This is a genomic window from Bifidobacterium sp. (assembly GCF_051876855.1).
GTDB lineage: Bacteria > Actinomycetota > Actinomycetes > Actinomycetales > Bifidobacteriaceae > Bifidobacterium.
Genome location: NZ_JBJEIH010000117.1, coordinates 1 through 22,254, shown reverse-complemented (window position 1 = coordinate 22,254; position 22,254 = coordinate 1). Strand labels below are relative to the sequence as shown.

Below are 22,254 nucleotides of genomic sequence, written 5' to 3'. Positions count from 1 at the left end.
CGGCGCGTGACATGCTCGTGATAAGACTGTTGTGATGATCAATTCGCGTCTCATCGGCTGAGACGCCACAACGTATGGAGGAACCATGCTGAACATCGAACAACTTGATGTGAACGGAGCCACGGTGCAAGGCACGATGGTCGTCACCCCGGGCGGTGAAGGCCACCCGAACATGATTCTGGTGCAGGGGCGCAAAGGCTACCTGATGTGCGGGTATCTCAATCTCGCCGCCGCCGAGAAGTTCGGCGATGCCGCCGTGCTCGTGGGAGGCGCGGATTTCGCGGCCGTGCTCGCCAACCCGATCAAGGGCATGACCGAAGCAGCCCGTGCCGCCGGCGTCAAAGACGGCATGACCGGCGCCGAAGCCGCCGCTGTGCTGGCCTAGAGTACCTAACAGAAAAATCGGCAAGTGATCACGGGAGTTATCCCTTAATCACTTGCCGTTCAGAACTATAATCCGGATTCATCGCGCATACTTTCCATCGATGCGCGTGCGCTGGACCAACATGTTGCAATACCGCGGATAGCGGAACCGGTCAGTGGATGTTGTCTTTGACCATGCTGACAACGTCTTGGTTTACTTGCATGATTCTGGGGTTCGCTTCCATGCCCGGAATGGATTCCCACCTGCAATTCCGGCCATTGATGGTGAAAGTATCGCTCTTCCATGCATCCGGCAGCGAATCGACATCTACCAGCCAGAGCCGGTAATCGTACTCTCGCATTTCACTGTTATGGGAGAGCGACGGTTTCATCGATGACGTCTCCGTGATGAATGACAGCGCGAGATCCTCAGGAGCACTAAAATCCCGAACCAGCCAGGACTTCAGGTTTGGCTTCTCCATCTCTGCCGTACCTTGCGTGTCATGGTTCGGGAAGAAATCACAGTCCCAACGGGTATCGTGATACAGCAAATACTCCCCTGGGCGTTCTGCGGATCGAATCGCCATGATGGAACTATGCTTCTCTGTAGTATCCATGCTTCTGATATCCTCCATCAATTGATCTGCCGAATAGCCATACTTCCATGCCTTGAAGCCTTGATCCACTCCAAGTGCCAGATAGACCAGCGAAAATACCACCGCAAAGGTTTCCAGCCAAGCCGGACCAGTTGACATCACCGTAGAGATGAAGAAACTGATTGCAGCGAATATATCCGCGAAGCATGACCGCCAAGGTTTGTAACCTATCTGCCCGGCATGACGTTGCAGGAGCGCCTCGAGCGCAGAGTCTTCAACCCTAAGCTTTACCATAACATCATACTACCCTAGGTCATATCGATTCATCGTCTCGAGCATCAGCAAATACGAGCAAGGCAGCCAAACCTGATTATTTTCAAATCAGGTCTTTCGGATCGAGCTGGAAACGCAATTCCCCCGGTTCGCGCGAGGCGACATGCCGGGCGCTTTCCCGGTGCAGACGCTCGGCGAGTTCGGCGCGCTTGGATTGCGGGACACGTACTACGGCTTTGACCCGGTCCGCCATGGTTTCCAGCTCACGCGCGTCAACCGTTCGCGGCGGCGGAATCGGCACCGGGCCAAGCACCGCCGGCATCGGGCCGAATTGGGTATCCAGCAGTGCCCAATCGCCTCCGGCAAGTAATCCGGCGCCTTGCAGCATCGTCCGGACCGCGGGACGCGACCCCCATACGCATGCCGAAGCGAATACCGGTGGTAATCCAGTCTGGGCACGTTCTTCAAGCTCTTTGGAGGCAAGCAGGCGCGCATTCCAAGTCATCAGGGATTGGGCGACCAATGGGTCAGCCTCCCCGATGAGCATCGCTTGACCGCCTGCGGAGCGCGGCGCGCACCACTGAACGGCTCGCATCCACGAATCAAGCGCATCAATCCTAGCATCAATGCCTGGGGCATACAGGCTGGTCCACGCGTCGAGAATCGCCACCGCACGGTACGCTCCCACGCCGCCGTCATCGGCACGCACCCGGGGTTCCGCTCCGGGGGTGGACACTACCAGCATCGGTGCATCGGCGATATCGGCAATCACCCCCTGAGGCTGGTGAGGCGAAGACACCACCATGGGGATGTTCCTGAACAGGCCCCGCAACTCCTGCACGGTTCCCGCAGCTCCCACCCGCACGACGCGCATACGGTCGCCATGGCAGTGCGGACATGTCCAATTCACCGCCGCCGCAGCACACCAACGGCATCGCGGCTGCGAGACACCGGGCACCATTTCCAAAGGCCCGGTGCACTTGCCGCACCTCGCCTGCCGGTGACACGCAGCACAACTGAGTGTTTGCGCAATGCCATCCTGGGGTATGGACAGCAGCACGGGGCCGGTTTTCAGCGCCCGCGACAGCACAGCGACCGCGGTATGTGGCACCCGCGAACCGATGGTTGGATCGGCAAGCCGCGTAAGCTCCTCGCGATTGAGCCACCTGATCCAAGGCGAACGCTCCTTGAGGGCTGCTGGCAAGGGTTGAATCGAAGTGCTGTACCCGCTCACCGGGGACTCGGCGACATGGCCGCCGTCAGTCTCCCACTGGCTCAACGGGCTTCTCGCATTGCCGAGCGCGACGAACACACCGTCATGTGCCTTGGCCCTCAGCCGCAGCACGCCTCGCGCATTCGCGTACGGCGCCATGCCATCCGCCTGCTGGTAGGCGGTATCGTCGACGATGACGAACATAGCGTTCCCGTCAATCGGCGCATACATGGCGGCACGTGTACCGATGACACAGCGCACCTGCCCGCACGCGACAGCAAGATAGGACCGGTATCTCTCCGCCGGAGACATCGAAGCGCCGAGCACGGCGATATCGCCCATGTACCCGCCCTGTTGCGAGGCGCGCGGACCGAAGAGGCGCAGTCCCAACGACCCCAATTGCCGCACGGCGTCGTCCACGGCACGCATCGACGGCATCACCGCGACAACCCCGCGACCGGCGGCGAGCGCACGCAGCACCATCCAAGCGAACAGCAGCGCCCAATGCCCAGCCCCTGGCATGGCGTCGGCCACGAAAGCGCCTTTGCCCCCTGTTGACAAGGTCTCGCCAAGCATCCGCAGGTTCTCGTAATCAGGCAGAAACCGCTCACCCAAGTCATCGGCGCACTGTGCGCACATCGTCTGGCGCGCACCGGCATCACCACTGAACGATGCGGCAAGCCGCTGCTCGTGTTCGACGCGCGCGACACGCGGGGGCACAGCGAGTCTGACAATATTGGCGCGGGTGCCGCCGTACGCCTTCGCAATCAGCGTGATATCGTCCCTAAGCCTCGCGGGAACCAGGATTTCCCCGCCAAGCACCTGTTCGAGGTACCGCAGCGAGGAGTCCGGGGTCTCACTGCGTTCGGCGCGCTCCCAGATGATGCCGTTGACGCGTCTACCGCCGAATCGCACGCGTACCAAGGTGCCGGGCACCGCTTGCGCATCCTGCTTGTCCTGTACGAGGTAATCGAAGGTCTGTCCCAGATGCGCCGCCTGCACGTCCAGTACGACGCGCGCAATCGGCTGATGCTCGGCACGCTGCCGCTTCGCCGCAGTGCGCTTGCGTCTGCGCCGCGGCTCGAGCCCCTCGAAGGCAGGTTGTTCGGCGTCTGGGATAGTCATGGTGTTCACCATATCACCTGCAAGACTCGGCGTGTCGCCGTGCAGAACATGTTTCCGCGCGCCCCACGTATGTGAGCGGCGGCGCGTGACAGCCCACATATGGAAAGGGCGTGGGGCGCGGCTTAAACGCCGTGTCCCACGCCCCCGGAATACGCCGCCGGGGTCTCCCGGTCAGCGCATCGCTCGTGTCAGGTCAGTCCTGATGAACCCACCACGGCCGAAGCGGATAGGTGGCCGTCCCCTCCTCATTCGGCTTGACGCACAGGTACTGGTGAATCTGGATGTTGTTCATCTCGAAGTTGTACGCGCAGCCGGCCATGTACAGGCCCCACAGGCGTGCCTTCGGCTCGCCGACCAGCTTGACCGCCGCATTCCAGTTGTCCACGAGATTGCGGTTCCAATGATGCAAGGTCAACGCGTAATGTTGCCGCAGGTTCTCCTCGTGGATCACTTCGAAACCGGTGTCCTGGATGTTCATCTCGATTTCGCCTGGGGACGCGAGCTGGCCGTCAGGGAAGATGTAGCGGTCGATGAACTCACCCGCCGCATGACCGGCATGCGAGTTGATGCGGGTGATTTGATGGTTGAGCAGCATGCCGTTGGGCTTGAGCTTGTCGAAGATCTCGCGGAAGTAGGACGGGTAGTTCTTGACGCCGACGTGCTCCATCATGCCCAGTGAGCAGATGCCGTCGAATCCGGCTTCCGGCACATCGCGATAATCCATGAGGCGGATCTCGGCGAAATCCTCAAGGCCCTCGCGTTTGATCCATTCCTTGCCCCACGCGACCTGTTCGTCCGCGAGAGTCACACCGATCACGTGGATGCCGCGTCGTGCGGCGACGACCTCCATGGACCCCCAGCCGCAGCCGATGTCCAACAGCCGGTCTCCGGCCTTGAGACCGAGCTTATCGAGCACCAGGTTGAGCTTGGCTTCCTGCGCGGCCTCCAAGGTGTCGGTCGGCTTGTTGAACAGAGCGCAGGTGTACGTCATGGTCGGTCCGAGAATGAGCCGGTAGAAGTCATTCGACTGGTCGTAATGATAGCTGACGGTCGCCGCATCGCCGGCCTTGCTGTGCGGCAGCAGGCCTTCGGCGGCGCGGCGCAGTCGGCTTGGCCCCTCGATGCTAGGCGCTTTCGGATGCCGGATGCCGTGCGAGGCAACCGAAGCGAGCGCCTTGGCAACGCCTACCGGATCGGGCTTATGGAAGTAGGGCTTGACATTGACGAGGTCCTTGAAGACCTCGTAGGGATCGCCCGGGATCATCTGCGGCGAGGAGATATCGCCCTGCAGATATGCGCGTGCCAGCCCAAGCTCATTGGGATGGTCGACCATGTAATATACCGCTCGTGAATTGTTGACCTTGATGCATACGGGCGCGTCTGCCGGCCCGAATACCGACCCGTCGAACGCCTCGATGCGCAGCGGCGCGTTCGGTTCGACAAACAGTTCAATCATCTGTGCAACGGTCATGCCTGCCATGTGCTTCTCCTTGTGAGGATTACGATTTCAAACTTTCACATTCAATCGCCGGAGCCCCTCGCCCCGGTAAGCCTTGGAACGCGCCGGGCGGCATGGTGCGCGCCCAGCACGTTCCGGTCATGACAGTCGACATCGGCCCTGTGGCCGGTACAGCGGTGTCATCATGCTGCCGTCGCTCAATCGAGGGCGGCCTTGAGTTCGTCGACCTTGTCGGTCTGCTCCCACGTGAAGTCCGGATCGTTACGTCCGAAATGACCGTAGGCGGCGGTCTTGGAGTAAATCGGACGCAGCAGATCGAGTTCATCGATGATGGCCGCAGGCCGCAGATCGAAGACCTTGCGGACGGCTGCCTGGATTTGTTCGCGGGTGACTCCGCCGATTTCGGTGCCGAAGGTCTCCACATTGACGCTGACCGGATCGGCGACGCCAATCGCGTAGGCGACCTGTACTTCGACCTTGTGCGCAAGACCTGCGGCGACGATGTTCTTCGCCACCCAGCGCGCAGCATATGCCGCGGAACGGTCAACCTTGCTCGGGTCCTTGCCGGAGAACGCGCCGCCGCCATGGTGAGCCGCGCCGCCGTAGGTGTCAACGATGATCTTGCGCCCGGTCAGGCCGGCGTCAGCCGCCGGTCCGCCAAGCACGAAGGAGCCGGTCGGATTGACCAGGATGCGGTAGTCGTCATGGCGGACCTTGGCGCCGAGCACTTCGGCAAGCACCGGCTCGATCACATGCTCGCGCAGCTGGGCGAGCAGCCAATCATGATCGACTTCGGGATCGTGCTGGGTGGACACCAAAACCGTGTCCAGACGGACCGGCTGGTCATCCTGGTCGTATTCGATGGTCACCTGGGTCTTGCCATCCGGGCGCAGATGCGGGACGATGCCCTCCTTGCGCACCTGAGCGAGGCGGAAGGCCAGCCGATGCGCCAGATAGATCGGCAGCGGCATCAGCGCTTCGGTCTCATCGGTTGCATATCCGAACATCACGCCCTGATCGCCGGCTCCCTGGGCCTCGTAGCGCTCCTCGCGCGAAGCGGCGGACTCCTGCTCAGGATTCAGACGCGCCACACCCTGGTTGATTTCCTTGCTCTGCTCGCTCAGCGACACCACCACACCACAGGAATCGGCATCAAGACCGATCTCGGAGCTCGTATAGCCGATATTGCGCACCACGTCACGCACGATGCGCTGGATATCGCTGTAGCCTTCGCTGGTCACCTCGCCGAAGACGAAGAACTGGCCCTTGGTGGCCGACGTCTCCACGGCGACATGCGAATGCGGATCCTGCCGCAGCATATCGTCCAGAATCGCATCCGAAATCTGGTCGCAGATCTTGTCGGGATGCCCTTCAGTGACGGATTCCGCCGAAATCAGGCGACGTTCCATATTCCCCTCGCTGTCCTTCCGTCAAATGTCCACCCACGACGGCGACGGAAAGCCGAAGCAGGAATCACACAATATGTAACTGTTTAGTAAGAATAATGCCCCCGGCTGAATTTCGCCATATCTAAACGGCAGAAAAATCCAGCACCGGGGGCATACCTCGACGAAGTCTGCGATCAGTTGCCTTCGCTCAGATCGTCCTCGCCCAGCGTCTCCTCAAGCAGACCGCTGTTGATTTCGCGGAAAGCGATAGACAGCGGCTTCTCCTGATTCTCGTATTCAACCAGCGGGCCGACATTCTGCAGGAGACCCTCATTGAGCTGCGTGAAATACGAATTGATCTGACGGGCGCGCTTCGCGGCGAAAATCGCCAGCGCGTACTTGGAATCAGCGTGCTGCATCAGGTCGTCGATAGGCGGATCCGCAAGTCCCTGCGGATGCGGCTCAGTGCCAAGTGCCATAGGTGTCAATCTCCCATCATGCGCATGGCCACGTCCAATGCGGGCGTGGTATTTCAAATCATTCATTGTACTGCAAGCCCCCGATATCGCGACCCGAGCATCTTGCGGCATGGATGCGGCTGAGCTTTCGCGTCCCCGATCTGCCGAAAACCCGGCAAAACCCTACTCTCCTAGCGTAATTTCACTATTCGGCCCAAGACTGCCACCTGTCCCCGCAAGGCACTTGAATGGAACCATGGCAGAAATGAGATCCGCAAAATTGATGAACGGGCGAGTGTTTGCGGGCGCTCGCGCTCTGTACCGCGCCGCTGGCGTTGACGGCAAGGACTTCGGCAAGCCGATCGTGGCGATCGCCAACTCCTTTGATGAATTCGTCCCCGGCCACGTCCACCTGAACAAGGTCGGCCGTCTGGTGTCCGAAGCCGTGAAGAAGGCTGGCGGCATCCCCCGCGAGTTCAACACCATCGCCGTCGACGACGGCATCGCCATGGGCCACACCGGCATGCTCTACTCGCTGCCGAGCCGCGACATCATCGCCGACGCCGTCGAGTATTCCGTCAACGCGCATTGCGCCGACGCCCTCATCTGCATTTCCAACTGCGACAAGATCACTCCGGGCATGCTCATGGCCGCGCTGCGCCTGAACATCCCGACGATCTTCGTCTCCGGCGGCCCGATGGAAGCCGGCACCACCGTCCTGTCAGACGGCACCGTCAAGGAGCACACCGACCTCATCGACGTCATGTACGCGACCGCCGACGACAACTGCTCCGACGAAGACCTGCTCGCCTACGAAAAGACCGTGTGCCCGACCTGCGGCTCCTGCGCCGGCATGTTCACCGCCAACTCGATGAACTGCCTGACCGAGGCGATCGGCCTGGCACTGCCCGGCAACGGCACCACGCTCGCCTCCCACGTCTACCGCAAGAAGCTCTTCGAACGCGCCGGCGAGATGATCGTCAAGCTCGCCCACCGCTATTACGACGAGGACGACGACTCCGTGCTGCCGCGTTCCATCGCCACCAAGCACGCCTTCGAAAACGCGATGACCATGGACGTGGCCATGGGCGGCTCCACGAACACCGTGCTGCACATCCTCGCCGCCGCGCAAAGCGCCGACGTCGATTTCACGCTTGACGACATCGAACGCATCTCCCACACCGTGCCCTGCATCTGCAAGGCCGCGCCTTCCGGCGAATGGGAGATTTCCGACGTGCATCGCGCCGGCGGCATCTGCGGTATCCTCGGCGAGCTCGACCGTGCCGGCAAGCTGCATCGCGACACACATTCCGTGGATTACCCGGATCTCGAGTCCAAGCTCAACGATTGGGACATCATGCGCGACACCTGCAAGCCCGAAGCGAAGCAGCTGTTCCACGCGGCCCCCGGCCATATCGTCTCCCCGGAACCGTGGACGCATGAGACCCTGTTCGACACGCTCGACACCGATCGCGTGCACGGCGCCATCCACGACATCGACCACCCGGAGATCCCCGAGGGTGGTCTCGCGGTGCTGCGCGGCAACCTCGCACCTGACGGCTGCGTCGTCAAGACCGCCGGCGTGCCCGAAAGCATCTGGAAGTTCCATGGTCCGGCGCTCGTCGTGGAATCCCAGGAAGAGGCCATCAAGGTCATTCTCAACGACACGCTCAAGCCCGGTCAGGCGCTCGTCATCCGTTACGAGGGCCCGAAGGGCGGCCCGGGCATGCAGGAGATGCTGTACCCGACCTCCTTCGTCAAGGGCAAGGGCATCGGCAAGGATGTCGCACTGATTACCGACGGCCGCTACTCCGGCGGCTCCTCGGGTCTGGCCATCGGCCATGTGGCGCCTGAAGCCGCGAACAAGGGCCCGATCGCGCTCATCAAGAACGGCGACATGATCGACATCGATATTCCGAACCGTTCGATCAATGTGGAACTGACCGACGAGCAGCTCGCGCAGCGTCGTGCCGAACTCGAGGCCGGCGACGGGTATGTCGCCCACCGCGACCGTCATGTCAGCCAGGCGCTCAAGGCGTACGCCGCCTTCGCCCGCTCCGCCGACAAGGGCGCGACCCGCGATCCTGACCTCATCAACAAGCTCAGCGGCCTGAAGTGATTCAGTTGACTTGCTGAACGCCCGTTGAAACGTGATTGGGCCCTGCAGTGTGCAACTGCAGGGCCCAATCATGTATCGCGGTTGTATTGTCTCGCAATCAAGCGGTTTCGTTGGTTGCTCGCGGACTGGTTGTTTCTCAGTCCTCGCTGATGCCTCAGTCCTCGCTGATGCCGTATTCTTCGGCGATGACCTTCCACAGATCGTCCGCTGCCTGATCGACCGTGTTATTGACGATGACCACGTCGAATTCGGGTTCTGCGGCGAGTTCGATCTTCGCGGTTTCCAGCCGCTTCGCACGCTGCTCCTCGTTCTCCGTACCACGACCAATCAGCCGCCGTACCAGTTCCTCGTAGCTGGGCGGCGCGATAAACACGTAGACAACGTCAAGCCCCATCTGCGAGGCTTTCTGCTTGACCCGTCGTGCGCCCTGCAAATCGATTTCAAGGATGGTAGGCGTGTTGGCCGCCAAATGATCGAGCACCGGTTGCAGCGGGGTCCCGTAATGGGCCATGCCGTGGACGACCGCCGTTTCCAGGAACTTCCCCTCCTGCTCCTGGCGCAGGAATTCCGTTTCGCTCATGAACCAGTAGTTCACGCCGTTGACTTCGCCGGGGCGAGGCTTACGGGTCGTCGCAGACACGGACACCCACACCTCTGGGTGCTTGGCTAGCAGGGCGGCTTCAACCGTTCCTTTACCCACCGCAGTCGGGCCGGTCAGTACGATAAGCCGTCCGCCTGTGCTGTGTGCCGAATCGCTGTGACCCGCGATTGCCATCCCATACCGCCTTTCATTGTCAAATGCTTGTCTTGTCTGGAACCGAGTGTGATTGACCGAATGCTGTCTGTGCAGCAACCAATTGCGTGAAAAAAACGCTTCTTCAGTCTTGGTCGGCGCTATCATCCGCCTCGAGCGTCGCGTCCATCAACGCCTGTCGGATGTCAAGCGCGATGGCTTCTGTCGCCGCGGAGAGATTGGAGATATCCGGCCCGTTCTTGGCGATGAAGCGCGACACCGTGACCAGCACATTGCCTTTGGTGCCCTTGAACACGGTGCGCAAATCGTCGGCTTCCGCTCCTTGCCACCCGTATCCGGGCGAGAGAATCGGTCCGGTGAACTGGGAGGGGTCGATGCCGCTTTCGTCAATCCATTGGCCAATGGTCGCCCCGATGATCAGGCCGACTGAACCCATGCCGGGCATGGTGTCGTTGAATTTTTGCGCGGTACTGGCAATACCGTAGGCGACGGTTTTGCCTTTGTACTCGCCTTTTTGACGGATTGCCGTTTGCAGGCTCGCACCTTCGGGATTCGATGTGAGCGATGCAACGAACACTCCCCGCCCGTTGTCAAGCGCTTCGTCAATCAGACCGCTCAATGAACGTGCACCGTAATACGGCAGCAAGGTGATTGCGTCGGCGAGCAGCGGCGCGCCCGGCTTGAAATACGCGTCCGCTAGGGCGGAAATCGTAGTTGGAAGACCGCCGTGCAGGCAATCGACGATAGTGATGATGCCCATCTGCCGCGCGGCGAACAACACCCGTTCCAACGCTGCGATGCCCTTGGATCCGTACCGTTCGAACATCGACTCCTGGAATTTGACGGCGGCGGCACGGCCATTCGCAGCCTGAAGCATGCGCATGGAGAACATTTCCGCGCCGCTGGCGTCAACATTGTAGCCCCAGTCAGTCAGTAGTTTGCGATGCGGGTCGATACCCACGCACAGTGGGCCATAATGGTCCATCGATGTGCGCAGGCGTACACCGAACTCCGATCTCATCGCTTTGCGTTCGCTGTCAGTGGGGCTGCTGCTCATTGGTTGTCACGCTTCTCAATCGCGAAGAGCTGACGGGCATGTTCCTGAATGCTCATCACCTGATAATCGTTCTTCTTGACCGCCTCGATTGCCATAAGCACCGCGGAGAACTCGGTCATCGTGGTGAATTGAGGCAGGTCAGCGGCGATTGCAGCGGCACGGATCGAGTAGCCATCGGCGCGCGATCCACGCGAGTTCGGCGTGTTGAGCACCATATCGATGGTGCCGTCCTCGATGAGCTCCACGACATTCTTGCCGACGCTGCCCGGGGCGTGGACGACGTGCGTCTGGGCGTTGCCGTCACCGTCGAGCCGGGTCGACAACTTGTCGACGATCTTCGATTCAATGCCGTAGCGGCGCAGGACCGATGCGGTGCCTTCAGTCGCCCAAATCTTGAAGCCGAGCTCGACCAGACGGCTGGCGAACAGTGGCAGCTGACGCTTGTCCATATCGTTGACCGAAATGAACACATTGCCGCCGGTGGGCAGGCCACCATCGTATGCGGCGAGCTGGCTCTTGGCGAAGGCGTGCGGGAAGTCGCGGTCGAAGCCCATGACCTCACCTGTCGAACGCATTTCCGGTCCAAGCAGGATGTCCACGGTACGGCCAACCGGCGTGCGGAACCGCTTGAACGGCAGCACGGACTCCTTGACGGCCACCTGCTGGCCGGGGTGGATGTCACCACCGTCACCCTTCGGCAGCAACAGACCGTTGGCGCGCTGCTGGGCGATGGTTTCGCCGACCATGATGCGGGCCGCCGCCTTGGCCAGGGACACGCCCGTGGCCTTGGACGCGAACGGGACGGTACGCGAGGCGCGCGGGTTGGCTTCGATGACGTACAGGGTGTTCGCCATGAAGGCGTATTGCACGTTGATGAGGCCACGCACACCGCAACCCTTCGCGATGGCGTAGGTGCCTTCACGCAGGCGACGGATCTGATCGTCGCTGAGCGTGCTCGGAGGCAGCGTGCATGCGGCGTCGCCAGAATGCACACCAGCTTCCTCGATATGCTCCATGATGCCGCCGATGTAAAGTTCCTCGCCGTCGAACAGCGCATCGACATCGATTTCGATGGCATCCTGCAGGAACTTGTCGATGAGCAGCGGGGAAGGCAGACGCCCGGAGACGACCATATCCGCCTTCGCCTCGTTGAGCGCGCGGCTGACGTACTTTTCGAGCTGGTCATCGTCGTACACGATTTCCATGCCGCGGCCGCCGAGCACATAGCTCGGGCGGACCAGAACCGGGTACCCGATGTTATGCGCCGCTTCACGGGCTTCGTCGAGGCTCAGGGCCGTGCCGTAACGAGGCGCGTTCATATGCTCCTTGCGCAGCACCTCGCCGAACAGCTCACGGTTCTCAGCCAAATCAATCGATTCGGGTGAAGTGCCCAGAATCGGGACGCCGGCTGCCTTGAGACGCGCGGCAAGGGAAAGCGGGGTCTGTCCGCCGAGCTGGACGATGACGCCCTTGATCGGTCCCATCTTCTTCTCGGCTTCGTAGATTTCGAGCACGTCTTCGAAGGTCAGCGGTTCGAAATACAGCCGGTCGGACATGTCGTAGTCGGTGGACACGGTCTCCGGGTTGCAGTTGACCATGATCGTGTCGTAGTCCTTGCCGAGCTCCTGCACCGCATGCACGCAGGTGTAGTCGAACTCGATGCCCTGTCCGATGCGGTTGGGGCCGGAGCCGAGGATGATCACGGCTTCGCGGTCGCGCTTGCGCAGCTCGGTTTCGTCCGCATAGCAGGAGTAGTAGTACGGTGTCGCCGCGTCGAATTCAGCGGCGCAGGTGTCGACCGTCTTGTACACGGGTCGGATGCCGTAGCTCCAGCGCAGCTCGCGGATGGTGTTCTCCCCTTCGTCGCCGAGAGAACGCAGGTGTGCGATCTGCACATCGGAGAAACCGGACTGCTTGGCTTTGCGCAGCAGACGGGGTGAAAGCGTCTCCGCTCCCCTGATTTCCATGGCGGTGCGGTTGATCAGGGCGAACTGCTCCAAGAACCAAGGATCGATCTTCGTGGCGTCATAGAGCTGTTCGACTGTTGCGCCGCCCCACAGCGCGCGCATGATCTGCAGGTAGCGCTGTTCGGTGGGGACCTTCGCTTCGGCGAGCAGCTGCTCGACTTCCTGCTGGTCAGGCTTGTCGCCGTCCCAGTTGAAGCCCATGTGGCGCTTGTCGATGGAGCGCATCGCCTTGCCGAGCGATTCCTGGAAGTTGCCGCCGAGCGCCATGGCCTCGCCGACGGATTTCATCGACGTGGTCAGGGTGGGATCGGCTCCCGGGAACTTTTCGAAGGCGAAACGCGGGACCTTGGTCACCACATAGTCGATGGTCGGCTCGAACGATGCCGGCGTCGACTTGGTGATATCGTTCTGGATTTCGTCAAGCGTGTAGCCCAGCGCCAGCTTGGTCGCGATTTTCGCAATCGGGAAACCGGTCGCCTTCGACGCGAGGGCGGAGGAACGCGAGACGCGCGGGTTCATCTCGATGACGATGATGCGGCCGGTCTTGGGATGGATGGCAAACTGGATGTTGCAGCCGCCGGTGTCCACGCCCACGCCGCGGATGATCGCGATGCCGATATCACGCATACGCTGATATTCACGGTCTGTCAGGGTGAAGGACGGCGCCACGGTGATGGAATCGCCGGTGTGCACGCCGACCGGGTCGACGTTCTCGATCGGGCAGACGACCACGACGTTGTCCTTGCGGTCGCGCATGAGCTCCAGCTCGAATTCCTTCCAGCCCTCGATGCCTTCCTCAAGCAGGACTTCGTCGGTCGGTGAATAGTGCAGGCCGGCGCCTGCGATACGGTGGAGCTCCTCCTCGTTATGGGCGATGCCCGAACCGAGGCCGCCCATGGTGAAGCTCGGGCGCACGACAATCGGGTAGCCCAATTCGGCGACGATGTCGTCGACTTCCTTCATGGAGTGGGCAATGGCGGAACGCGCGGATTCTGCGCCGCAGCTGTCGACGACCTTCTTGAACAGTTCGCGGTCCTCACCACGGTCGATGGCTTCGAGCGACGCGCCGATGAGTTCGACATTGTATTTCTTGAGAACGCCGGCCTCACCGAGCGCCACAGCCGCGTTGAGCGCGGTCTGGCCGCCGAGCGTCGGTAGCAAGGCGTCGGGCCGTTCCTTGGCGATGATCTTCTCAAGAATCGGGGTGGCAATCGGCTCGATATAGGTGGCATCGGCCATCTCCGGATCGGTCATGATGGTCGCCGGGTTGGAGTTGACGAGGATAACCCGGATGCCTTCTTCGCGCAGCACGCGGCACGCCTGAGTGCCGGAATAGTCGAATTCTGCGGCCTGCCCGATGACAATCGGGCCGGAGCCGATGACCATGACGGATTTGATATCGGTGCGCTTAGGCATTGGCGTTTTCCTCCTTGGCGGAACGCATGAGCTCAACAAAACGGTCGAAGAGGTAGGAGGCGTCGTGCGGACCGGCAGCGGCCTCGGGGTGGTACTGCACGGAGAAGGCCGGGATATCTTCGCATTGCAGACCTTCTACGACATTGTCGTTGAGATCGATATGCGAGACGAACACCTTGCCGTACTTGCCGTCCTCGTAGGGAGCATCCACCGGCTTGCCGACCGGGGCGTCGACCGCAAAGCCGTGGTTATGCGCGGTGATCTCAACCTTGCCCGTGGTCAAGTCCTTGACCGGCTGGTTGACGCCGCGATGGCCGAATTTGAGTTTATACGTGCCGAAGCCGAGCGCCCTGCCCAGCAGCTGGTTGCCGAAGCAGATACCGAAGAACGGGTATCCTGCGTCCAATACCTGACGCAGCAGATTGACTTCCGGATCGGCCTGTTCAGGGTCGCCCGGGCCGTTGGAGAAGAACACACCGTCGGGGTGGAGGTCTTCGAGTTCTTGGAAAGTGATAGTGGAGGGAACGACATGCACACGGCATCCGCGTTCGGCCATGCGGTGCGGGGTCATGCCCTTGATGCCCAAGTCCACCGCGGCGACGGTGAACAGCGGATCCTTGCCTTCGAATTGGCCGCACGGCTCGATGGTGTACATCTGCTCGGTGCTGACCTCGTCATACAGGCTCATGCCCTTCATCTGCGGAATGCCACGTACTTCGTCAATCATGGACGCGATGGTGCGCGGCTTGCCGGTCCCGCTGTCGATCAGAGCGTCGCCCGAGAAGATTCCCGCGCGCATGACGCCTGCGGAACGCAGGTGGCGCACCAGTTTTCGGGTATCGATGTTGCTGATGCCGACGATGCCGTTGTCGGTCAGATCATCGTCAAGGCTTCCCGTGGCGCGCCAGTTGCTCACGTTCGGGCTGGGGTCGCGCACCACGTAACCGGCGACCCAGATACGGGAGGATTCGGGATCCTCCATGTTGATTCCGGTGTTCCCGATATGCGGGAATGTCTGCACCACAATCTGGCGATCGTAGCTCGGGTCGGTCAGCGTCTCCTGGTATCCGGTCATGCCGGTCGTGAAGACGATCTCCCCGTGGGTCGTACCGATTGCGCCGTACGGCTCGCCGACGTACACTTGCCCGTCTTCGAGGACAAGTACAGCATCGTCAAGTGAGAAATCCACGGCTTCGGAATCGTTCTGGTTCACCAAAACCCCCTTATTCTTTGGGTATTCGTACCAAGGATACCGGCCGGCTGGGACTCTCACGCCGGCCGATGCCCGGTGTCAGTTGGTCGTGTGCTGGTCTTGCGGCGAGTCCTCTTGCGAATCATCCGATCCGGATGCCGTTCCCGGATCGTCGGGAACCGTATTCGTCGATTCGCCATCAGATGTCGTCTGTTGTGTGGGCGGCTCCGAGTCCTCGGTGTCATCGACGTCCGATGCCTCAGGCGCGTCGTCTTCGGGCTGAGACTCCGATTGCTCGCGCTGCCGTTCCAACTCGGCCTGATGGGCGAGGTGCTCTTCTTTCACACCGCAGATGGCGCTGAGCAATCCGTGGATGAAGGATGTCGAACCTTCGTCGCTCAATGTCTTGGCGAGACTGATTGCCTCGTCGATGGCGACTTTGTCCGGCACTTCGTCGTTGTACAAAATCTCCCAGGTGGCGATGCGCAGAACGTTGCGATCGACAACAGCCATACGCTTGACTTTCCAGCCAGTGGAATGTTCATCGAGCAGATGGTCAATTTCTCCACGGTGCTCAGCGACGCCGCGGACGATCTCGATCGCATAGTCGGGAAGCGGTGATTGCGTACCGGGGTTGGCGATGCGCTCAGCAAGAAGGGACAGGATATCCTGTCCCTTCTCGTCCGCTTCGTACAACGTGTTCAGAGCCCTCTTACGGGCGGTGGAACGTGCCATGAAGCCTCAAATCCTCGCTCTCAGTTCTCACGACCGAGGTAGGAGCCGTCACGCGTGTCGACCTTGACCTTCTCGCCTTCGTTGATGAACAGCGGAACCTGGATCTCAGCGCCGGTCTCGACGGTCGCCGGCTTGGTGCCCGCGTTGGAACGGTTGCCCTGCAGGCCCGGCTCGGTGTGCGTGATGGTCAGGATGACGGAAGCCGGCAGCTCGACGCTCAGCGGGGTGCCATCATGGAAGCTGACGATGCAATCGGTGCCTTCGAGCAGATACTTGCTCTGCTCGCCGATGAGCTCCTTGGGGATCATGATCTGGTCGTACGTGGTCATATCCATGAACACGTAGTTGTCGCCGTCCTCATAGGAATACTGGAGGGTGCGGTTGTCGACCGTCTCGAACTCCATCTTCATGCCCGCGTTGAAGGTCTTGTCGACGATCTTGCCGGACAGCACGTTCTTGATGGTGGTGCGCACGAAAGCGGGTCCCTTGCCCGGCTTAACGTGCTGGAACTTCATGACCTGCCACAGCTGGCCGTCGAGATTCAGAACAGAGCCGTTCTTGATGTCATTGGTAGTTTGTGCCACGTGTATTCACCTATTCTTCAGTTACTTGAGGCAAAACAAAAAATGCCTTGCCTATTATGGCACGACGAGTTGACCGATGGGTGTCATCGGCCACTCATCGAACCATTGCCAATGGCTTTCCATACAAAGAACGCCCCTGAGGATAGCCTCAGGGGCGTTAACGCTACTTCAGCGTGTCAGGGAGTACCTGCGAATGCAGACTACTCGATGATCTTGGTCACACGACCGGAGCCAACGGTGTGGCCGCCTTCACGCACAGCGAAGGTGAGGCCCTCTTCCATGGCGACCGGCTGGATCAGCTCGACCGTGAAGGTCGCGTGATCGCCAGGCTGGACCATCTCGACGCCGTCCGGCAGGGTGATAACGCCGGTGACGTCGGTGGTGCGGAAGTAGAACTGCGGACGGTAGTTCGAGAAGAACGGCGAGTGACGGCCGCCCTCGTCCTTGGTCAGGACGTAGACTTCGCCCTCGAACTTGTGGTGCGGGGTCACGGAACCCGGAGCAGCCACGACCTGGCCACGCTCGACCTGGTCACGGTTGATGCCACGGAGCAGCAGACCGGTGTTGTCGCCAGCCTCAGCCTCGTCCATCTGCTTGTGGAAGGTCTCGATGGAGGTGACGGTGGTCGCCTGGGTGTCGCGCAGACCGACGATCTCCACGTTGGAGTTCACCGGGAGCTTACCACGCTCAACACGGCCGGTCACCACGGTGCCACGGCCGGAGATGGTGAAGACATCTTCGATCGGCATCAGGAACGGCTTGTCGAGATCGTGGACCGGGGTCGGGATGTAGTCGTCGACGGCATCCATAAGATCCTTGACGGTCTGGACCCACTTCTCGTGATCCGGAGCATCGTCGTGCAGAGCACCGTACGCGGAGGTACGGATGACCGGGCAGTCACGATCGAAGCCGTTCTCGTCGAGGAGGTCACGGACCTCTTCTTCGACGAGGTCGATCAGCTCTTCGTCGTCAACCATATCGCACTTGTTCAGAGCGACCAGAATGCGCGGCACGCCGACCTGACGAGCGAGCAGAACGTGCTCGCGAGTCTGAGCCATCGGGCCGTCGGTGGCGGCCACAACGAGGATGGCGCCATCCATCTGAGCAGCGCCGGTAATCATGTTCTTCACGAAGTCGGCGTGGCCAGGGCAGTCCACGTGAGCGTAGTGACGCTTCGCGGTCTGGTACTCGATGTGGGCGATGTTGATGGTGATACCACGCTGCTTCTCTTCAGGAGCGGCGTCGATCTGGTCGAAGTCATACTCCGGGTTGAGATCCGGATACTCCTCGTGCAGCACCTTGGAGATGGCGGCGGTCAGGGTCGTCTTGCCGTGATCGACGTGGCCGATGGTGCCGATGTTAACGTGCGGCTTAGTACGCTCGTACTTTTCCTTTGCCATGTGTGTCCTCCTGGACGTCTCGTAGTTTGCCTGTGCGATCTTCGCACAAGGCACTCGCTACATATTACTGGGTTTCTGGGTTGTGTGCCACATCAGAGCCCGAACCCAGTCAACGCTTGTCTATTCTAGCGCTGACTGGGGACAGGGCAAGTCCGATGTGGCTCAGTGTGTCACTCGCCGCGCTGGGCCTTGATGATCTCGTCCGAGACGGCCTTCGGGACCTCTGCGTACGAATCCATCTGCATGGTGAACATTGCGCGACCCTGCGTCTTGGAACGCAGATCGCCGATGTAACCGAACATCTCGGAGAGCGGAACCTTCGCGTCGATGACCTTAACGCCGGTGGCGTCGGTCATGGACTGGATGGAGCCACGACGGGAGTTCAGATCGCCCATCACGTCGCCCATGTACTCTTCCGGCGTGCGGACTTCCACGGCCATAATCGGCTCGAGGATGACCGGCTTGGCCTTCGGAGCAGCTTCCTTGAAGCACATGGAGCCGGCGATCTTGAACGCCATTTCCGAGGAATCGACATCGTGGGTCTGGCCATCGGTGACGGTCGCCTTGACGCCGACCACCGGGAATCCGGCGAGCACGCCGGACTGCATGGCTTCCTGGACGCCAGCGTCGATTGCCGGGATGAACTCCTTGGTGATGTGGCCGCCAGTGACCTCGTTGACGAACTCGTAGGTCTTGCCGGAAGCCGGATCGATCGGCTCGAAGTTCATGAGCACCTTAGCGAACTGGCCGGAACCACCAGTCTGCTTCTTGTGGGTGTACTCCTGGTTCATGACGGCCTTGCGGATGGTCTCGCGGTACGCGACCTGCGGCTTGCCGACATTCGCCTCGACCTTGAACTCGCGACGCATACGGTCGACGATGATGTCGAGCTGGAGCTCGCCCATGCCGGAAATCAGCGTCTGGCCGGACTCTTCGTCGGTCTTGACGCGGAAGGTCGGATCCTCGTCGGACAGCTTCGCCAGAGCGATGCTCATCTTCTCCTGATCGGCCTTGGTCTTCGGCTCCACGGCGACCTCGATCACCGGGTCGGGGAAGGTCATGGAGGTCAGGGAGATCGGGTTCTTCTCATCGCACAGCGTGTCGCCGGTCGTCACGTTCTTCAGACCGACGAAGGTGTAGATGTTGCCGGCTTCAGCGGCGTCGACCGGGTTCTCCTTGTCGGCGTGCATCTGGAAGATCTTGCCGACGCGTTCCTTCTTGTCCTTGGTGGAATCGAGGACGGTGTCGCCGGGCTTGACGGAGCCGGAATAGACACGCACGAACACGAGCTTGCCGTAGAACGGGTGGGTCGAGATCTTGAAGACCAGCGCGGAGAACGGATCGTCCATGGTCGGCTTGCGGTCGATTTCGACGGATTCGTCGCCAGGCTTGAAGCCCTTGATGGCCGGGATGTCTTCAGGGCTCGGCAGGTAGTCGACGACTGCATCGAGCATCGGCTGCACGCCCTTGTCCTTGAACGCGGAGCCGCAGGTCACCGGGAAGGCCTCGCGGGCGATGGTGAGCTTGCGGATCGCGGTACGGATCTCCTCCTCGGTCATTTCGCCGGATTCGAGGTACTTCTCGAGCAGATCCTCGTCGGTCTCGGCGCAAGCATCGAGCAGTTCGGCGCGATACTGTTCGGCCTTGTCCTTGAGATCATCCGGGATGTCGACGGTGTCGTAGTGCGCACCGAGATCGTCCTTGACGTCGTTCCAGACGTAAGCCTTCATACGGACCAGGTCGACGACGCCGGTGAAGTCGTTCTCAGCGCCGATCGGCAGCTGGATGACGAGCGGCTTGACGCCCAGCTTGTCCTTGATGGTCTGCACGGAGTAGTAGAAGTCGGCGCCGAGCTTATCCATCTTGTTGATGAAGCAGATACGCGGAACCGAATACTTGTCAGCCTGACGCCACACGGTTTCGGACTGCGGTTCCACGCCTTCCTTGCCGTCGAAGACGGCGATGGCGCCATCGAGCACGCGCAGGGAGCGCTCCACCTCAGCGGTGAAGTCCACGTGGCCAGGGGTGTCGATGATGTTGATCTGGAACTCATCGTCCACGTCGTGGGTCTGACGATGCCAGAAGCAGGTGGTTGCAGCGGACTGAATGGTGATGCCGCGCTCCTGCTCCTGAGCCATGAAGTCCATCGTCGAAGCGCCATCGTGCGTCTCACCGATCTTGTAGTTCTTGCCGGTGTAGTACAGGATGCGTTCGGTGGTGGTTGTCTTACCGGCATCGATGTGAGCCATGATGCCGATGTTGCGGACCTTATGCAGGTCGGAAAGCACGTCCAGTGCCATAAGTGTTCCTTAGCTCTTGTTCTCTTCGGTCAATTACCAGCGGTAATGAGCGAACGCCTTGTTGGCCTCTGCCATCTTGTGGGTATCCTCGCGACGCTTCACTGAAGCACCGAGACCGTTGGACGCGTCGAGAATCTCGTTGGCGAGGCGCTCGGCCATGGTCTTCTCGCGACGAGCGCGGGAGAAGTCGGTCAGCCAGCGCAGCGACAGCGTGTTCGCGCGAGCGGGCTTCACCTCAACCGGGACCTGGTAGGTCGCACCGCCGACTCGGCGGGAACGGACCTCGAGGCTCGGACGGATGTTGTCGAGAGCGCGCTTGAGCACAGCCACCGGCTCCTGATCGGTCTTCTCCTTGACCATATCAAGAGCTGAATACACGATGTCCTCAGCGATCGACTTCTTGCCGTCGAGCAGAATCTTGTTGATGAGCTGCGCCACAACGGTCGAACCGTAGATCGGATCGGGCAGCACCTGATGCTTCTTAGCGGGTCCTTTACGTGACATATCTCTTACTTCGCCTTCTTTGCTCCGTACAGGGAACGACCCTGCTTGCGGTCCTTGACGCCCTGGGTATCAAGCGCGCCACGCACGATGTGGTAACGCACGCCCGGCAGATCCTTCACACGGCCGCCGCGCACGAGCACGATGGAGTGCTCCTGCAGGTTGTGGCCTTCGCCGGGGATGTAAGCGGTGACTTCGATGCCCGAGCTCAGACGCACACGAGCGACCTTACGCAGAGCCGAATTCGGCTTCTTCGGGGTGGTGGTATACACACGGGTGCACACGCCACGGCGCAGCGGGCTTCCCTTCAGGGCCAAAGTCTTGGACTTCTTCGGCTTGGCCTTACGTCCCTTGCGGACAAGTTGTTCAATCGTAGGCAACTTCAGTTCTCCGATTCATTGATACTGTTGTTCAGGTGAAGCCGCCGCGCTGCAGCCCCATGCATCCGTTAATCGGAGACAAGAAACAGCCACAGTCCACCGGCCCGATGGCCCGTCTTCCTCCTGCCGCCACGTCACCGCGCGCAATCTAACGGATTCCGGGATATCCCAGCGCCCACGCCTGTTACATAAGGCATGCCGCTGGCACACACGAATTCCTACTATATCACCGGTCCTGACTCGACACGCCAACGCATCAATCAAGGAATCCCGACTCCGTCTCCTCCCCAACGTCAATCCCGTTTCGAGCGTCAGTGGACGGTTGTTGGGGCTACACGATGTAGGCTCCAGCACCGAGAAGACTCTTGGGCCTAACCCTCTGGAATCCTGCGATCGGCTGATATCGACCGAAATGAGGTGGCCCCCGCGATACCGAACTGCACCTGCGGGGGCCACCTGGAAGGAGGTGATCATCATGTCCAACGCCGCGCCACCTTGCGCGGCAACCTAAACCTTATGCCATTCACCAACACAACATACCTAGCGCCTCATGCGCTTGTTACGCCAGCTGGCTTCAGCGGCCCGGCCTACCTTGCCGTACTGCCCGTGCCGCACATAATCATCACCAATATTCAGTTTTCGATATTCAATTATCTCGAAGGCGTTGCACCGCCCTCGCGGGCTTGTGCTCCATTGGATCCCGTCGACTTGCTCGGCTGAATCCAACTCCGGCCTTCACTTGTAATTATACCGGATTTCTCCGGTCTGGGAAGAAAGGAAACGCCGGAGTTTCTTCGCAATGCGAGCATGTCAACCGCAACTGGTGACGCTGTGCAAAGCCTTGTGCGACAAGGGATTACACAATCCGTGATCACACAAACCAATCACAGATAAACAACAGCGCGGCGAACGCGTCAACGAAACTCAGAACGCGCTCGCCGCAACCGCCGTGACCGCCGCGCAATCCAATCGCC

At 60.6% G+C, this 22,254-nt stretch carries 17 protein-coding genes; 2 read left to right on the top strand and 15 right to left on the bottom strand.

Going from position 1 to position 22,254, the window contains the following annotated elements; genetic code table 11:
* The first annotated feature begins 85 nt into the window (after positions 1-85).
* A complete protein-coding gene (locus tag ACI38B_RS07595; protein WP_439730208.1) occupies positions 86-385 on the top strand; it encodes a DUF1805 domain-containing protein in 300 nt (99 codons plus the stop codon).
* Positions 386-536: 151 nt separating this feature from the next.
* On the opposite strand, the gene ACI38B_RS07590 is transcribed toward ACI38B_RS07595, so the two are convergent.
* From ACI38B_RS07590 to rpoZ, 5 genes are all read right to left on the bottom strand, one after another.
* Positions 537-1,253, bottom strand: a complete 717-nt coding sequence (locus ACI38B_RS07590) for a hypothetical protein (protein ID WP_439730207.1) — start codon at positions 1,251-1,253, stop codon at positions 537-539.
* Between the two features lie 82 nt (positions 1,254-1,335).
* A complete protein-coding gene (locus ACI38B_RS07585; protein ID WP_439730206.1) occupies positions 1,336-3,570 on the bottom strand; it encodes a primosomal protein N' in 2,235 nt (744 codons plus the stop codon).
* A gap of 193 nt (positions 3,571-3,763) precedes the next feature.
* A complete protein-coding gene (locus ACI38B_RS07580) occupies positions 3,764-5,050 on the bottom strand; it encodes a class I SAM-dependent methyltransferase (protein ID WP_439730205.1) in 1,287 nt (428 codons plus the stop codon).
* Between the two features lie 176 nt (positions 5,051-5,226).
* On the bottom strand, positions 5,227-6,438 hold the full coding sequence (gene metK, locus ACI38B_RS07575) for a methionine adenosyltransferase (RefSeq protein ID WP_439730204.1): 1,212 nt from the start codon (positions 6,436-6,438) through the stop codon (positions 5,227-5,229).
* A 173-nt stretch (positions 6,439-6,611) separates the two neighbouring features.
* Positions 6,612-6,896 carry a DNA-directed RNA polymerase subunit omega gene (gene rpoZ, locus ACI38B_RS07570; protein WP_015450687.1) on the bottom strand — a complete coding sequence of 95 codons (285 nt, stop codon included), beginning with the start codon at positions 6,894-6,896 and terminating at the stop codon, positions 6,612-6,614.
* A gap of 235 nt (positions 6,897-7,131) precedes the next feature.
* Here rpoZ and ilvD point away from each other — a divergent pair, with 235 nt between their 5' ends.
* Positions 7,132-8,994, top strand: a complete 1,863-nt coding sequence (gene ilvD / locus ACI38B_RS07565; RefSeq protein ID WP_439730203.1) for a dihydroxy-acid dehydratase — start codon at positions 7,132-7,134, stop codon at positions 8,992-8,994.
* 154 nt (positions 8,995-9,148) lie between these two features.
* Here ilvD and gmk read toward each other — a convergent pair whose 3' ends face one another.
* The 10 genes from gmk to rpsL all read right to left on the bottom strand — a co-directional run bounded on the left by gmk (position 9,149) and on the right by rpsL (position 21,280).
* Positions 9,149-9,769, bottom strand: coding sequence for a guanylate kinase (gene gmk, locus ACI38B_RS07560; RefSeq protein WP_439730202.1), 621 nt, complete (start codon positions 9,767-9,769; stop codon positions 9,149-9,151).
* A 103-nt stretch (positions 9,770-9,872) separates the two neighbouring features.
* Positions 9,873-10,805, bottom strand: a complete 933-nt coding sequence (gene pyrF, locus ACI38B_RS07555) for an orotidine-5'-phosphate decarboxylase (RefSeq protein WP_439730201.1) — start codon at positions 10,803-10,805, stop codon at positions 9,873-9,875.
* Complete coding sequence (gene carB, locus ACI38B_RS07550; protein ID WP_439730200.1) at positions 10,802-14,188, bottom strand: carbamoyl-phosphate synthase large subunit; 3,387 nt, start codon at positions 14,186-14,188, stop codon at positions 10,802-10,804. The genes pyrF and carB overlap by 4 nt, the downstream gene beginning before the upstream one ends.
* Positions 14,181-15,401, bottom strand: coding sequence for a glutamine-hydrolyzing carbamoyl-phosphate synthase small subunit (carA, locus tag ACI38B_RS07545; protein WP_439730199.1), 1,221 nt, complete (start codon positions 15,399-15,401; stop codon positions 14,181-14,183). The genes carB and carA overlap by 8 nt, the downstream gene beginning before the upstream one ends.
* Before the next feature lie 78 nt (positions 15,402-15,479).
* Positions 15,480-16,115 (bottom strand): transcription antitermination factor NusB, encoded by a 636-nt coding sequence (gene nusB, locus ACI38B_RS07540; protein WP_439730198.1) that lies wholly within the window; start codon positions 16,113-16,115, stop codon positions 15,480-15,482.
* 20 nt (positions 16,116-16,135) lie between these two features.
* On the bottom strand, positions 16,136-16,699 hold the full coding sequence (gene efp, locus ACI38B_RS07535; protein WP_439730197.1) for an elongation factor P: 564 nt from the start codon (positions 16,697-16,699) through the stop codon (positions 16,136-16,138).
* Positions 16,700-16,899: 200 nt separating this feature from the next.
* Complete coding sequence (tuf, locus tag ACI38B_RS07530; RefSeq protein WP_439730196.1) at positions 16,900-18,099, bottom strand: elongation factor Tu; 1,200 nt, start codon at positions 18,097-18,099, stop codon at positions 16,900-16,902.
* A gap of 170 nt (positions 18,100-18,269) precedes the next feature.
* Complete coding sequence (fusA, locus tag ACI38B_RS07525; RefSeq protein ID WP_439730195.1) at positions 18,270-20,399, bottom strand: elongation factor G; 2,130 nt, start codon at positions 20,397-20,399, stop codon at positions 18,270-18,272.
* A 33-nt stretch (positions 20,400-20,432) separates the two neighbouring features.
* Positions 20,433-20,903: a 30S ribosomal protein S7 gene (gene rpsG / locus ACI38B_RS07520; RefSeq protein ID WP_015450699.1), complete on the bottom strand. Its 471-nt coding sequence runs from the start codon at positions 20,901-20,903 to the stop codon at positions 20,433-20,435.
* A gap of 5 nt (positions 20,904-20,908) precedes the next feature.
* The gene (gene rpsL / locus ACI38B_RS07515) at positions 20,909-21,280 is read right to left on the bottom strand and encodes a 30S ribosomal protein S12 (RefSeq protein WP_004269067.1); all 372 of its coding nucleotides are present in this window, start codon (positions 21,278-21,280) and stop codon (positions 20,909-20,911) included.
* Positions 21,281-22,254 lie beyond the last annotated feature (974 nt).